This is a genomic window from Arthrobacter sp. TJ-178 (assembly GCF_058269275.1).
In genome coordinates, this window is sequence record NZ_JBZCNK010000007.1 from 112,681 (window position 1) to 126,726 (window position 14,046).

Genomic DNA, 14,046 nt, shown 5'->3' on the forward strand with positions numbered 1-14,046 from the left:
CGGGAGCCGGTCAGCGGCGTTCGGCAGCCGGGTTCCTAGCGGCGGCGGTTTCGGCGGTCCATGCCTGACAGGTTCCGGGTCAGCGGGCGGGCCAGGTTGTCTCCAAACACCACGCCTCCGGCGATCGCCAGGATCACGGTCAGTGCATTGAAGATCCCCACGGCACCAACCGTGATGTCATCGGACGCGATGCTCAGGCCGTACATGGCGCGGAAGATGGAAAGCCCCGGGAACAGGAACAGCACTGCCGGAACTGCCACAATCAGCTGCGGAGCCCCCATGCGCAGGGCAATGATCCGGGCCATCATGCCAATAAATATGGCGGCGACGGCCGGCGTGAGCCGCGGTCCCATGCCCACCAGCTCCGCGAGCTCGAACACGAGGAACCCGGCAGCCCCGGTGAGGACCGTGGGCAGCACCAGGCTGAGGGGTGACTGCTCCACCACGCAGATGGTTGCCAGCGCCACGGCGAGCAGCAGCAGCGTCAGCACAAATGGATACTGTGATCCTGCCACCTGGGTAACGTCCACGCGCGGCACCCCCAGCAGCGCTCCCGTCACCAGTGCGACGGCGATGCCCGCCACCAGTGCGCCGAACGTCAGGAACGCGGACAGGAAACGTCCCGCAGCCGTCACGGGGAACCCGTTGATCGCATCCTGTACGGCGGAGACAAGCCGGCCTGTGGGCAGGAGCAGCAGGATTCCTCCGGCCACCACAATGCCCGGGGTGATGGGCACCTCGAATGACCAGAAGATCATGGCGATGGCCGTGACCAGGAAGCCGCTCGCCGCGGTGGTGAAGAAGTCCGGCACCCGCCACCGGCCCAGCACGCGCTGCAGCAGGCTCACCAGGAAGGTACTGACAAAGGCCACCGTTGACGCCAGCGGTCCGCCGCCGATGAAACCGACAATGGCGGCGGAAAAGGCGCCGGTGGAAAAGGTCACTGCCCACCGTGGAAACGGCTTGGGCCGGTGCGTAATTTCATTGAGCCGGTTGGCCGCTTCGGCACGGGTGATGCCGTCGTCGATGATGTCCGTGACCAGCTGGTGGACCAGACCAAGCCCGGCATAGTTGTTGGTCCAGGACCGGACCACCCGCATGACGGTGATGGGGGTCTGGTCCTTGGGCGAATAGTTCAGCAGCACCGACTGGTTGGTGATGTCCACCTCGATGCTGTCCAGGCCGAAGGCAGCGGTCACCGCAATGATTGCAGTTTCCACTTCCAGGGCGCCGGCACCGTAGCGGAACATGGTTTCGGCCAGGCCGAGGGCAAGGTCAAGAGTCTTCCGTGCCGAGGCATCCGGTCCGGCGCTGCGCACCAGCGGGTTGGCATAGGGAGATCCAGCCAGCCGCTCCACAATGGACATGGCCTGCGTGGGCGGAGTTTCGCCCTGCACCAACTTGCGCAGCATCCGCCGGGCGGCCGCAGAGGACCGGTCCTGCCGCAGGGCATTGGCGCTGCCGGGATGGTGGTGGCTGCCCGGCACGGTTTTGCGCGCCCGGGGCTTCCGCGGAGCCTGGCCCGTGTCCGGCCGTGGCCGGCCGGGCTGGGTTTTATCCGGGGCAAGCCCGCCTGCGCCGCCCTTGGCCGGGGTGATCATGACCGAGGTGGTGGGAGGCGGCGGCTTCGGTTTCGTGCTGCGCAGGCCGGTCCCTTCGGGACCGGTGGGCAGGCCCGCTGCCTTAGCTGACTGCGGCGCCTGGCCGGGCGCGGCCGGGCGCCGCACCCGGGCGCTGGATGTTTTGGACCCGGATGCCTTGGAACCGGCCGCCTTGGGCTGCCGGACTACAGGAATCGGTCCCACCATCGGATCGGGGTTCTGAGCAGGCTCTTGGCGGTCTGCATCGGACGTGTTCTCCAAAGGACTCACCCTTTCGCCTTTGTTGTGCCTGAATCGGCGTTCAGGCATGCTTCCTGGTTAGTAAAACGGCTGCTGGTGCCGGCGCCAGTAGATCTGGCGGGCCACCCGCTCACCAATGGTGTTCCAGATCTTGTACCGCACCGGATCCAGGACCAGGTCATAACAACCCACAAAATCCGTGACCGTCTTCGAGAAGCTGGTCTTGAACAGGCCAAGGCCGTGGTGCGGGTGCTCCTTGTTTTTCAGCTGATCGCTGGGAGGAGTTCCGCAGAAGTCATACTGCTCAATGCCGAAGTCTTCCTTCAGCTCATTGATGGCGGTCCACTGAACCAGGTGGGAATCCCCGTACTGGTTGCGGCGCGGCTTGGATCCGCCGTCCTTGTACGTGCCCTTTTTGCCATAGGCAATGACAAAGGCACCCACTGTGGGTTCGCCGTTCTCGAAGGCGAAGTAGAACCGGCCCTGGCCGGCGGCCACGAAGTTGGACCAGAAGCGGTGGTAGTACTCGTAGGAGCGCATCCGGGCCGAGGACCGGTCCTCGATGTGGCTCATCAGCTTGTACATGATGCGCATGTTCTCTTCGGTGGGTTCCACCCGGCGTACATCCGCTTCCTCGCGGATCGCCCGGCGGACGGCGTTGCGCCCGCGCGAGGAGAGGTTCTTGAGCAGCTGTTCAGTATCCGGAGTGGTATCCAGCAGTGCCGTGGAGTCATTGGGCTGCAGATTGAAGGTCTTCACCAGGCCTGCGCCCAGGAACTGGGCACGCACCTCCGGGCTGTCCACAATGTCCGGTTCCACCTTGACGGCGAACACGTTGCGCTTGGTGTCCTTGATAAACCGGCGCAAAGCATCCAGCACCTCGGGCACATGCGACGGTTCCGCTACGTCCGGGCCCTTGATGAGGTACCAGAGACTGCCCAGGCCGGGAACCTTCTTTTCGATGGCCAGGTTGTACGTGGTGTAACCGTGGCCGGTGAATACCAAATGGATCGGATTCCACCCGTGGTGCGACTTGACTTCCGCATAGGACGCAGACTGCAGCACGTTCCCGCCGCACGGGTTGGACAGCACATGGCTGTCCCACTTTTCCATCTCGTCGGCTGTGGCCAGGCGTGCACTAAAGTCTCGCAAAATACCTCAACTAATCACTTGATCGCTTGATCACTTGCGCCATCGGCTGCTGATCCGAAGCGGACCCCGGAATTGCCCAAGGAACCGCCCCAAGTCTATCCGGTGTGGTGTTCCCAGTATGAAATCCGAGCCCCCGCAGCAGTGTGACGTGGCCCCGGCTGCCGCGGCCTGTGGTGCGGCGCCCCGGCGGCCCCGGCCCCGGCTACACTAGATGCAAAATCATGTACTTTTAGCGGAAGCGGGAAGCACCACATGGGTCAGCATCTGGAACTTGGACTGGACACCTTTGGAGACGTCACTTCGGACCCGGACGGTGAGCGGCTTCCACAGCACCAGGTCCTGCGCAATGTTGTGGCCGAAGCAGTGCTGGCCGATTCGGTGGGCATTGACTTCATTGGCATCGGCGAACACCACCGCGAGGACTTTGCCGTCTCCGCTCCGGATGTGATTCTCGCGGCCATTGCCGGCCAGACCAGCCGGATCCGGCTGGGTTCGGCAGTAACGGTCCTCAGCTCCGATGATCCGATCCGCGTCTTCCAGCGCTTCTCGACCCTGGACGCAGTGTCCAACGGCCGCGCCGAGGTGATCCTGGGACGGGGATCCTTCACCGAGTCCTTTCCCCTGTTTGGCCTGGACCTGGCACAGTATGACGAGCTCTTTGAGGAAAAGCTCGAGCTCTTTTCCGAACTGCGCCGCGAAAAGCCGGTGACCTGGAGCGGCAGCACCCGGGCGCCGCTGCAGAACCAGCGCGTGTATCCGCCCACTGCCTCCGGCGAGCTCCCGGTCTGGATTGCCGTGGGCGGAACGCCGCAGTCCGTAGTCCGGGCTGCCCATTACGGCCTGCCGCTGATGCTGGCCATCATTGGCGGCGAACCGGCACGCTTCGCGCCGTTCGTGGATTTGTACAAGCGGGCGCTGACCCAGTTTGGGCGTCCGATGCTTCCGGTGGGAGCACACTCCCCCGGTTACATAGCGGCCAGCGATGAGCAGGCACTTGAAGAGGCCTGGCCGCATTTTGAACGCATGCAGAACCGGATCGGCCGCGAGCGCGGCTGGAGCCCCACCACCCACAGCGACTATCTGGCCTCAGCGGGTCCCGACGGCGCCCTGTTTATCGGTTCCCCGGAGACCGTCGCTGCCAAAATCGTTCGGGTGGCCCGGGAGCTGGAGCTGAGCCGCTTCGATTTGAAGTACAGCCTCGGAACATTGCCGCACGAGCTGCTGATGAACTGCATCCGCCTGTACGGCACGGAAGTGGCCCCGCTGGTCCGCGAGCAGCTCGCGTAGCGCCTTCCCGTCTCCGCCTGGTACAGCTAGACCGAGGCGGGAAGGAACCAGCGCACCCGGGGCGGCTCCTCGGCCATCTCCGCGGCGCGGTCCATAGCCCTGCGGTCCTCGCCCGTGATGCGTTCCTGTTCCTGGCGCAGGTACTCCCGCCAGGTGGCGACGTCGTAAATCTCGCGGAACTGGCGGGAGTCCGTCACCGAGTGGACCAGTTCCCAGTCCCGGGCGCCGGTGCGCATCCGCGCAAGCTTCACTTCATGCATGGCCTGCACAAAGTCGGCCGCCTTGTCGGGAGCAAGCTCATAGGCGATGAGGACGGTGACCGGCCCGGCATCGGGCTCGGGCTCCTCCTCCGCCTCAATGCCGAGATCAGCTTCCGCGACGCTCCGATCCAGCTTGCCGGTGCGCGGAAGCAGCGGCAGGACGGTAATACTCAGCCCCGCGGCCACCAGCAGAATTCCCGCCGCGGCCAATACCGGGGCATAACCGAAGGCGGTTGCCAGGGATCCCCAAACAACAGCACCGAGCGCCTGGGCCCCGGTGGTCACCATCAGCTGGACCGAAAGCCCGCGGGCACGCACCCATTCCGGCAGCGTGAGCTGAATGGCGCTGTTAAGAATGGAGAAGGTGGCAATCCAGGAAATGCCCGCGAACACCAGCAGCGCAGCCAGCACGCCCGCGGGCAGGATGCCGGCGGCAAACGTCGCGACGCCGAACACGGCCGCCGCCAGCCCAAGCATCAGGTTGTCATTGATCCGGTCCGTGACCCTGGGCAGCAGCACCACACCGACGACGGCGCCGCCGCCCAGCGCGCCCAGCAGCAGGCCGTAGCCGGTGGACCCGAGGTGGAGGTGCCCGTTCACGGCCACCGGAAGCAGGGCATACAACGCGCTCGCGGGCGTCACGAAGAAACCGGTCCGCAGAAGAATGCGCCGGATCCTCGGTGCCGCCCGGATGTAACGCATTCCGGCCGCAAGTGCCTCGCGCAGGCGTTCCGGGTCATCCGGGCCCGGGGGCGCGCGCCACACGTAGACGGCCAGCGCCGTTCCCAGAAACGACACCGCGTTGAGTCCGAAGACAAAGGCCGGACCGAAGAAGGAGACGAGAACACCTGCCACGGCAGGACCAACGGCCCGGGCACCGTTTACCGCCATGCTGCCCAGGGCAGCCGCCGCCCGAATTTCCTCCCGCGGCACCAGGTCGGGGTTAATGGCCTGCCATGCCGGCTGGCTGAGGGCCACCCCGCAGCCGATCAGGAAGGTGTACAGAAGCAGCGAATCCGGATTCAGCAGGCCCAGCGCCGCAATCACGGTCAGGACGGCGGCAGCGGCCGCCGCAAAAAGATTGGCCCCGAGAATCAGGCGCCGCCGGTTGAAGGCATCGGCAAGGAATCCGGCAATGAGTCCCAGCAATAGGGAAGGCAGCAGATTGGCCGTCTGGACCAGGGATACCAAGGCGGGATTGGACGCTTTCTCCACCAGAAACCACTGCGCGCCCACGGTCTGCATCCACGTGCCAATGCTGGACCCGAGATTGGCGAGCCACAGAATCAGGAAGGCGCGGCGCCGCAGGGGCGCCCAGGGCGATACCGAATCCATCAGGACACCTCCGTCAGACCACGCGCGGGAATCCTGCCCATGCTTTCCGGAACCGCTTCCGTGCTGTTCTTCCGCGTTCCTCTTCCGCCGCGTACATCAGTCCGTAGGTGAACCCGTTCCGGCCGGCGCCCGCGGCTTCGGCACCGAGCCGGCGCAGATACTCCCGGCTGACCACACTGTCCTGATGCTCGCCAAGGATTTTTTGGATGTGTTCGGCACCGGCCGCAAGCTCGGCCGACCCTTCGGTACACACCGGCTGAGCAACCTCAGCCGCGTAGCGCAGGCGTTTGGCATCCTTGCGCGCCTCGTGCAGGGATTCGGACCGGAGATCCTCGCTGCCCGCCGTGCGGGCGTCCCGCACCTGCCGGTGCAGGCGTTTTCGGTCCCGGGTCAGCATGCGGGCTGCTGTTTGCGCGGCCGGCGCATCAGCTTCGGGAGTGAAGTCCGGTTTGGTGACCACAATCTCCAGCCGCTCAAGCAGGCTGCGGTAACGCCCGCCGTCGAGCGCCTGCAGCACCAGTGCGTGAGCGGCCCGATAATCCCCCAGCAGCTCTTCGTCGATGCGCTGGCGGACCGGCCCCATGACCAGCTCGGCGGGCTGCGCTGCCGCCAGGGACTGCAGGCGTGCCCGCATCACCTGGGCGTCGCGGGCGGCACCCAGAACCCCGGCCAGCCATTTCAGTTCATCCCGCACCTCCTGCACCTGTTCAGGACCCAAAACCTTGCGGTAGCTGGCCAAGGCCGATCGCATCCGTCTGGTACCCACGCGCATCTTGTGGATGGCATCCGCCTCGTTGGCCCGCACCCGCGGATCCTCCCGAAGCATGGCCAGGAGCTGTCCGTGCAGATACTCCACCAGGAGCAGTCCAACCGGGCCGTCAGGTTCGGGCGGCGCCGGTTCGCTGGCGGCCACTCGCACCGCAATGTGTTCCGCGGCTGCGGCTGGGATCGGTTGGGCGGGAGAAGAGGCATCCGTGTTGCCGGGGATCCGGAAAGCTGCCCGGATCTGCGGCTCCTGAGCGGTAGGCATGGCTCAGTATAGAACCGCGAAACTGGTTCCCGGCAGGGGTTCGGCGCGGTGCGGAGGCGCAGGCCGGCCAGGCTCTTTCCGCTTCTCGGCCCCGGCTGTAGCATCGCCGGTACCCGGGCCGCCGGGCCCTGTTCCGCCAAGGCAAAAGAGCGAACGCATGAGATACGTAAAACTGGGAAACTCGGGCACCACGGTGTCGGCACTGGGGCTGGGATGCATGGGCTTCGGCGACCCCCAGCGCGGGACCCACGGGTGGACGCTGCGCGAATCCGAGTCCCGGCCGGTGCTGCGCCGCGCCCTGGAGCTGGGCATCACTTTCTTTGACACCGCAAACGTCTATTCCTCGGGGGACAGCGAGCGGATTATCGGCGGCACAGTCCTCAGGGACGCACGCCGGGAAGAGGTGGTCATCGCCACCAAGGTCCACGGGAAAATGGCGCCCGGCCCCAACGGATGGGGCCTGTCGCGCAAACACATCCTCTGGCAGGTGGACGAAAGCCTGTCGCGGCTGGGGACGGACTACATCGATCTCTACCAAGTCCACCGGTGGGACAATTCCACCCCGCTGGAGGAAACCCTTGAGACCCTGGACGGCCTGGTGCGGGCCGGAAAGGTCCGTTACCTGGGCGCCTCCACCATGTACGCCTGGCAGTTCGCGCAGGCGCTGGCGCTGCAGCAGGCGCACGGCTGGTCCCCCTTCGTGACCATGCAGGCGCATTACAACCTGATCTACCGCGAGGAGGAGCGGGAAATGTTTCCTCTGTGCACGGCCGCGCGCACCGGCGTGCTCGCCTACTCGCCGCTGGCCCGCGGCAGGCTGGCCCGCGGATGGGACGAGATCAGCCTCCGGCAGCAGCAGGATGAGCTGGGCCACTCCCTCTACTCCGGGCAACAGGACGCCAACCGGGCTGTGGCCGACGCGGTGCTGCGGGTGGCCCTGCGCCACGGAGTAACCCGTGCCCAGGTGGCTCTTGCCTGGGTCCTGGCCCACCCGGTGGTGAGCGCGCCTCTGGTGGGCGCCTCCGCCGTCGGGCACCTGGATGACGCGGTGGCCGCCCTGGACCTCCGGCTTTCGCCGGAGGACCTGGACGAATTGGAGCAGGACTACACTCCGCGGGCCCCGGCGGGGTTTTAGCCCTTCACTGCTCCGGAGGTCAGTCCGGAGGAAATAAACCGCTGCAGGAACAGGAACAGCGCCATGACGGGCAGCGCGGCCAGGACGGCGCCGGCTGAGAAGACACCCCAGGTGCGGGACTGGCTGTCCCCCACGAAGGAGTAGAGGCCTACGGCCAGTGTCTGGCTGTCCGGATCGTTCAGCACAATGGAGGCGATCAGGAATTCGCCGGTGGCGGTAATGAAGGACAGCAGTCCCACGATGGCCAGGATGGGCGTGACCAGGCGCAGGATGATCGTGAAGAAGATCTGCACATGGCTGGCACCGTCAATCCGCGCTGCCTCGTCCAGGGACTTGGGAACGGTGTTGAAGAAGCCGTACATCAGATAGGTGTTCACGCCCAGCGCTCCGCCGAGGTAGACCATGATCAGGCCGGTCTGGCTGCCCAGTCCCAGCCAGGGCACGACGTCGGAGATGCCGCTGAGCAGCAGGAAGATGGCCACCACGCCGAGCATCTGCGGGAACATCTGCAGGAGCATCAGGCTCATCAGCCCGAACCGGCGGCCGGTGAACCGCATCCGGGAAAATGAATAGGCCGCGAGGGCGCCCAGGAAGACGGTGCCGGCACTGGTGATCAGCCCGACGACGAGCGTGTTCACGAACCACTTGGCAAAGGGCTTCTGCGGATCCGAGAACAGGTCGACGAAGTTGTCGAACTTGACGGTGGTAAACAGTCCGTTGGAGGAGACCAGCGTGCCGGTGGGGCTCAGCGCCGCCGAAAGCACATAGGCCAGCGGGAAGAGCGCAAAAACGCCCATGACCACGCCTACGAGGTGGCGCCAGCCCTTGTCCCGGAACCAGTGCCCAAAGCTTTTGCGGGGCTGCGGAACAGCCCGGCCCGTTGTGCCCGCCGGGGATTTCTTGCCGGCCGGGGTTTGAGTCGAAATGCTCATGAGTTCACTTCCTCCAGCGCCCTGGTCTGCCGGAAGCTGACCGCTGAGATAACTGCCACGATGATGAAGATCAGGACTGCCAGCGCACTGGCCAGCCCGTAGTCACGTCCGGACCCCTGGCCGAATGCCACCTTGTAAACCAGCGTGATCAGCAGGTCGGTGGCTCCGATGTCCATGTTGGTGTCGGAGAACCGGGGGCCGCCGCCGGTGAGCATGAAGATCACGTTGAAGTTGTTGAAGTTGAACGCAAACGTGGAAATCAGCAGCGGAGCCGTGGAGACCAGCAGCAGCGGCAGCTTGATGGACCGGAAGATCCGCCAGGCGGAGGCTCCGTCCATGCGCGCGGCCTCATTGACGTCTTCGGGCAGAGACTGCAGGGCGCCGGTGCACACCAGGAACATGTAGGGGAAGCCCAGCCACGTGTTCACCAGCAGCACACTGAACTTGGCCAGCCACGGATCGGTCAGCCACGGGATATCCGCCCCGCCAAAGAGCGCTTCGTTGATAAAGCCGAACTGCTCGTTGAGCATTCCGGACCACACGAGCCCGGCCAGGAAGGCCGGGAAAGCGTAGGGAAGGATCATGATGGTGCGGTAGATCTTCTTGCCCCGCAGGTTGGAGTGGTTGAACGTCAGGGCCAGGAACAGCCCCAGCCCAAAGCACAGCAGCACGGAGCAAAGGGCAAAGGCGAAGGTCCACAGGATGACGCTGACCAGCGGGCCGCGGAGGTCCGGGTCGGTGAAGGCGCGCTCGAAGTTGTCGAAGCCCACGCCCACCTTCCAGCCGGTGGCCAGCCGTTCGCCGTTGTCCGCCACAAAGGAGCCCTCGCCGCCGTCCTTATATACGGCGCCTGTTTCAGTGTCGGTGAAGGTGTCGGCTGCTTCGTCGTAAACCAGTACCGGTTTGAAGACGTAGGCATTGGAACCGTCCGCGGTCTGCAGGGTGCCGTCGGCGAGATCATCCGAGAGCGGCACCTTGATGGCGGTGATGTCCTGCTGGACGGAAAGCAGTTCGTTGAAAGTCAGGGTGCGGTAACCGTCGGCGCCCACGGCTTTGCCGGTGCCGCCGATCTCAGCGTCATCGACGTCCTCCAGCGGTTCGCCGGTGGTGCCGATGCGGACGCTGCCCTCGGGGTCGGTGACCAGCAGGGAGAGCACGTCATCCTTTTCCACGACGGACACCTGATAGGCGGGAGAGTCCGGAACGCGCTTCTGGGCGCTCATGGAAATGGAGGAGACGGCGTCGTCCTTGGTGCTGTTGTGCCCGTCACCGTAGTTGGTGAATGCCACGTAACCGCTGTACACCACCACAAAGACCTGGAAGATGAGCAGGAACAGGACCCCGGGGGCCAGGTATTTGGCCGGGAGGCCTCCGCGCCGCAGATAGATCCAGTTGATCAGCACCGTCACCGCGGCGGCGACGGCGAGAATGAGCCATTTCTCGTTCATGAACAGGGCCATGAGGACGAACACCGCAAACGCATCCGTCAGGCCCAATAGGAGGATCTTGGCCAGCAAACCGGCTGTTGAATCGGGGCTGCGGCGGGGCTTTTTGGGCGGTGCGGGACTGTCGGAGCGGACAGGTGTGTCCAGCTGGTCAACCATCGGGGTTCTCCTTGAACCGGTTCGGGCCGGGACGGCGCTCAGAAACTGGGCGCCGTCCCGGCCCGCAAACCTGGTCCGCCGGCGAAACCGCCGGCGGACGTATCTAACTTAGGTGCGGCTGATGCCGGACTACTTGGCGATTTTGGCTTCCACGTTGCCGACCATGGTGGCCCAGGACTCGGCGGGGTCGCCCTGGCCCTTGATCAGGGCAAGCTCGGTGCCGCCCCAGTCGGCCCAAACGGAGCCCATTTCGGGGATGGCGGGCATGGGAACGCCGTCGGCGCCGATCTTGCCGAAGGCGGCAACGATCGGATCTTCGGCAGCCTTGTCGAAGGAGGCAGTCAGGGCCGGAGGGCGTCCGCCGCCTTCGAACATGGCGTCCTGGACGGCCTCGGTGGTGAGGTAGTTCAGGGCGAATTCGGTGGCTGCCAGGGAGTTCTGGCTCTTGGAGCTGATGAAGAAGCCGTTGACGCCGATGAAGGGCTGGGCGGGCAAATCACCGGTGGTGGGAAGGGGATCGACGACGACGTTGATTCCGGCTTCCTGCGCCAGCGGCACGTTCCACGGGCCGGTCAGGAAGTACGGGGACGCTCCGGCGTTGAACTTTTCCTTGGCGATGTCAGCGGTGATGTTGGAGTTCAGGATGCCTGCGCCGGCCTCGCCCCATTCCTTCACCTTGGCGGCGAAGGCCGCACCGTTTTCGTTGCCCAATTCCAGCTTGGAGGCGTCATAGCCGCCGTTCTCGTCAGTTCCGAAAACGGGCACGCCCATGGAGGTCTGGAACGGGTACAGGTGGTACGGATCGCCCTGCTTGGGATCCATGCCCACCAGGAACGGGAACTCGGCACCCTTTTCCTCGACCGCGGCCTTGCCGTTGGCAATGACTTCGTCCATGGTGGCTGCCGGCTCGGGAACCAGATCAGCGTTGCGCAGCAGGCCAATGTTCTCGATGGAGTAGGGAACGCCGTAGGTGCTGCCCTCATAGGTCATGGCGGCGACCGAGGACGGCTGGAATTCGTCTGCCTTGTCACCGAGCTCGATGGGCGCAATCACGCCGTTCTGGACAAACTTGCCCAGCCAGTCGTGCGGGCCGACGATCAGGTCCGGGCCCTTGCCGGTGGGAACCTGCGTGATGAAGTCATCGGAAACCTGTTCAAAATCCTTGGTCACCAGCTTGATTTCAATGCCGGTGTCTTCCTTGAACTGGGCAGTGACGTCGGTCAGGGCCGGGGAACGCTCCGCGTCAACCCACATGGTGAGGGTGGTGGCGCCGGCGCTGGCCAGGTCGGTGGAGTCCTTGCTCTCGGCGGCGTCGCTGCCGCCGCAGGCGCTGAGGACAAGGGCAGCGGTGACCGAAACGGCCCCGAGAGCGAAGGAACGGCGGCCAAACGCCGTCGTTCCCGTGGTGTGCACCTTCATTGGTGTACCTCTCCTAGATTTTCAAGTGGTTACCGGCGTTCTCGCAGCCGGCACGGAAACCTCTTTGAACCGCGCCAGCACACGGGTCGGGAGCAGACGGAACTCTCCGTCAGAACCTATGTATGGAGAAAGTGTAAGCGTGTACACGTTGTGCGTCCAATCACAGATCTGCATCACTTTGGAGGGTGTGTCGGGTCACAAAAGATAAGCGACCTGAGGGGTTGCAGGCGCACATGTAAGCGTTTTCATTAATGGGCCGAGATGCCCCTAGTATGGCTCCCATGCTCAGCGATGTAATCTCCGTCACCGGCCCTGTTGCCGGACCCTCCCTTGTTCCCCTCCACGCTGCCTCCAGCGAGCACGACCGCCAGTGGTGGCGTTCCTCGGTCATCTACCAGGTGTATCCGCGCTCCTTCCGCGACCTGAGCGGAGACGGCATCGGGGATCTGCCCGGAATCACGGCTGAGTTGGGCTCGCTGGCAGAGCTGGACATTGACGCCCTGTGGCTTTCCCCGTTCTACAAGTCCCCGCAGAACGACGCCGGCTATGACGTGGCCGACTACTGCTCCGTCGATCCCCTCTTCGGAACGCTGGAAGATTTCGACGCCCTGGTGGCGGCTGCGGACGGCCACGGAATCCGGATCATTGTCGACCTCGTTCCGAACCACTGCTCCAACGAGCACGCCCTCTTCCAAGCCGCGCTGGCCTCAGGGCCGGGTTCCCCGGAACGGGAAATGTTCATCTTCCGCGACGGCGCCGGCCACAACGGCGATGCTCCGCCCAACAACTGGCAGTCCCACTTCGGCGGATCCGCCTGGACCCGGACCACCGCCGCAGACGGAACCCCGGGCCAGTGGTACCTGCACCTGTTCGACTCCACGCAGCCTGACTTCAACTGGGACAACCCCGCCGTGCACGCCGAATTTGAGCGCGTCCTGCGGTTCTGGCTGGACCGCGGCGTGGGCGGCTTCCGCGTGGACGTGGCCCACGCCCTGGTCAAGAAGTCAGGCCTCCCCGACTGGGGCGGCCGGGCAGACGGCTGCTCCTCGGACGGTTTTCCGGGCCATGAGGCGCCCATGTTCGGCCAGCAGGAAGTCCATGACATCTTCCGTTCATGGCGGAAACTGCTGGAAGAGTACGACGGCGAGCGCGTGCTCTGCGCCGAAGCCACCATCGACCCGCTGGACCGGCTCTCCGACTGGGTCCGCCCGGATGAAATGCACCAGACGTTCAACTTCGCCTATCTGAACCATGACTGGAATCCCGGCTCCGTCCGCCACGTCATCGGCTCCTCGCTGGAGGCTTTTGACAAGGTGGGGGCGCCCACCACCTGGGTGCTGTCCAACCATGACGTTGTCCGCCACGCCACGCGTTTTGGCATCGAAGGCCACCAGGAGCGCCCCGGCGACGGTTTGGGCCCGGAGGATCCGCAGCCCAACCACGAACTGGGCCTCTCCCGCGCCCGCGCAGCCACGCTGCTCATGCTGTCCCTGCCCGGGGGTGTCTACCTGTACCAGGGCGAGGAACTGGGCCTGCCGGACCACACCACCATGCCGCACGATTTCCGGCAGGACCCCAGCTACCACCGCACCGGCGGTGCGCGCCTGGGCCGTGACGGCTGCCGCGTTCCCCTGCCCTGGTACTCGGCCGTGGACAGCTTCGGTTTCAGCAGCACCGGCCAGGCCTGGCTGCCCCAGCCTGCGGACTGGGCTTCGATGGCCCGCGACGTCCAGCGCGAGGATCCGGCCTCAACCCTGAACCTGTACCGCAGCGCCCTCGCCGTGCGCCGTGAGTACGCCCTCGGGGCCGGTTCGCTGGCCTGGTGGCCCGACGTCGACGGCGACTCAGTGGTGGCCTTCCTCAACGGGAACGTGCTGACCGTGCTGAACATGGGCACCGAACCGGTGGCCCTGCCGGAAGGTGAGGTGCTGGTGGCCAGCGAGCCCGGCGCAGCTGCCGATGGAATGCTGGCATCCAACCGCGCCGTCTGGCTCCGGCTAAGCTAATGCGTGCGGCACCGGACCCCGGTCCGGTGCCGCAGCCCGGTTCTG

General features: G+C 65.2%; 10 protein-coding genes. 3 read left to right on the forward strand and 7 right to left on the reverse strand.

The features are described from left to right. Positions 1 to 35 precede the first annotated feature (35 nt). Both AC4D2Q_RS16895 and AC4D2Q_RS16900 read right to left on the reverse strand, forming a co-directional pair. Positions 36 to 1,871 carry a threonine/serine exporter family protein gene (locus AC4D2Q_RS16895; protein WP_490947592.1) on the reverse strand — a complete coding sequence of 612 codons (1,836 nt, stop codon included), beginning with the start codon at positions 1,869 to 1,871 and terminating at the stop codon, positions 36 to 38. 48 nt (positions 1,872 to 1,919) lie between these two features. Next, entirely contained in the window at positions 1,920 to 2,993 is a 1,074-nt protein-coding gene (locus AC4D2Q_RS16900; RefSeq protein ID WP_490947593.1) for a lipid II:glycine glycyltransferase FemX, read from the reverse strand. Positions 2,994 to 3,245: 252 nt separating this feature from the next. On the opposite strand from AC4D2Q_RS16900, the gene AC4D2Q_RS16905 reads away from it, so the two are divergent. Further along, positions 3,246 to 4,280 (forward strand): LLM class flavin-dependent oxidoreductase, encoded by a 1,035-nt coding sequence (locus AC4D2Q_RS16905; RefSeq protein ID WP_490947594.1) that lies wholly within the window; start codon positions 3,246 to 3,248, stop codon positions 4,278 to 4,280. Positions 4,281 to 4,306: 26 nt separating this feature from the next. Here the strand turns inward: AC4D2Q_RS16905 and AC4D2Q_RS16910 are convergent, their stop codons facing one another. Then, a complete protein-coding gene (locus AC4D2Q_RS16910) occupies positions 4,307 to 5,875 on the reverse strand; it encodes an MFS transporter (RefSeq protein WP_490947595.1) in 1,569 nt (522 codons plus the stop codon). A 13-nt stretch (positions 5,876 to 5,888) separates the two neighbouring features. Then, positions 5,889 to 6,905, reverse strand: coding sequence for a CHAD domain-containing protein (locus tag AC4D2Q_RS16915; RefSeq protein WP_490927669.1), 1,017 nt, complete (start codon positions 6,903 to 6,905; stop codon positions 5,889 to 5,891). Positions 6,906 to 7,062: 157 nt separating this feature from the next. Between AC4D2Q_RS16915 and AC4D2Q_RS16920 the strand changes: the two genes are divergently transcribed. Next, entirely contained in the window at positions 7,063 to 8,040 is a 978-nt protein-coding gene (locus AC4D2Q_RS16920) for an aldo/keto reductase (RefSeq protein ID WP_490947596.1), read from the forward strand. Here the strand turns inward: AC4D2Q_RS16920 and AC4D2Q_RS16925 are convergent. The 3 genes from AC4D2Q_RS16925 to AC4D2Q_RS16935 form a co-directional block, all read right to left on the reverse strand. Then, positions 8,037 to 8,972, reverse strand: a complete 936-nt coding sequence (locus tag AC4D2Q_RS16925; protein WP_490947597.1) for a sugar ABC transporter permease — start codon at positions 8,970 to 8,972, stop codon at positions 8,037 to 8,039. The two genes, AC4D2Q_RS16920 and AC4D2Q_RS16925, sit on opposite strands and share 4 nt — an antisense overlap. Further along, positions 8,969 to 10,576, reverse strand: a complete 1,608-nt coding sequence (locus tag AC4D2Q_RS16930) for an ABC transporter permease subunit (protein ID WP_490927666.1) — start codon at positions 10,574 to 10,576, stop codon at positions 8,969 to 8,971. Before AC4D2Q_RS16930 ends, AC4D2Q_RS16925 begins: the two co-directional genes overlap by 4 nt. Positions 10,577 to 10,705: 129 nt before the next feature. Further along, positions 10,706 to 11,995 (reverse strand): sugar ABC transporter substrate-binding protein, encoded by a 1,290-nt coding sequence (locus tag AC4D2Q_RS16935; protein WP_490947598.1) that lies wholly within the window; start codon positions 11,993 to 11,995, stop codon positions 10,706 to 10,708. A gap of 281 nt (positions 11,996 to 12,276) precedes the next feature. Here AC4D2Q_RS16935 and AC4D2Q_RS16940 point away from each other — a divergent pair, with 281 nt between their 5' ends. After that, the gene (locus tag AC4D2Q_RS16940; RefSeq protein ID WP_490947599.1) at positions 12,277 to 14,001 is read left to right on the forward strand and encodes a glycoside hydrolase family 13 protein; all 1,725 of its coding nucleotides are present in this window, start codon (positions 12,277 to 12,279) and stop codon (positions 13,999 to 14,001) included. Positions 14,002 to 14,046 lie beyond the last annotated feature (45 nt).

Bases quoted from the DNA above. Each gene is read 5' to 3' on its own strand.
- AC4D2Q_RS16905 (WP_490947594.1), top strand. From the start codon at position 3,246: ATGGGTCAGCATCTGGAACTTGGACTGGACACCTTTGGAGACGTCACT.
- AC4D2Q_RS16910 (WP_490947595.1), bottom strand. From the start codon at position 5,875: ATGGATTCGGTATCGCCCTGGGCGCCCCTGCGGCGCCGCGCCTTCCTG.
- AC4D2Q_RS16915 (WP_490927669.1), bottom strand. From the start codon at position 6,905: ATGCCTACCGCTCAGGAGCCGCAGATCCGGGCAGCTTTCCGGATCCCC.
- AC4D2Q_RS16920 (WP_490947596.1), top strand. From the start codon at position 7,063: ATGAGATACGTAAAACTGGGAAACTCGGGCACCACGGTGTCGGCACTG.
- AC4D2Q_RS16925 (WP_490947597.1), bottom strand. From the start codon at position 8,972: ATGAGCATTTCGACTCAAACCCCGGCCGGCAAGAAATCCCCGGCGGGC.
- AC4D2Q_RS16930 (WP_490927666.1), bottom strand. From the start codon at position 10,576: ATGGTTGACCAGCTGGACACACCTGTCCGCTCCGACAGTCCCGCACCG.
- AC4D2Q_RS16935 (WP_490947598.1), bottom strand. From the start codon at position 11,995: ATGAAGGTGCACACCACGGGAACGACGGCGTTTGGCCGCCGTTCCTTC.
- AC4D2Q_RS16940 (WP_490947599.1), top strand. From the start codon at position 12,277: ATGCTCAGCGATGTAATCTCCGTCACCGGCCCTGTTGCCGGACCCTCC.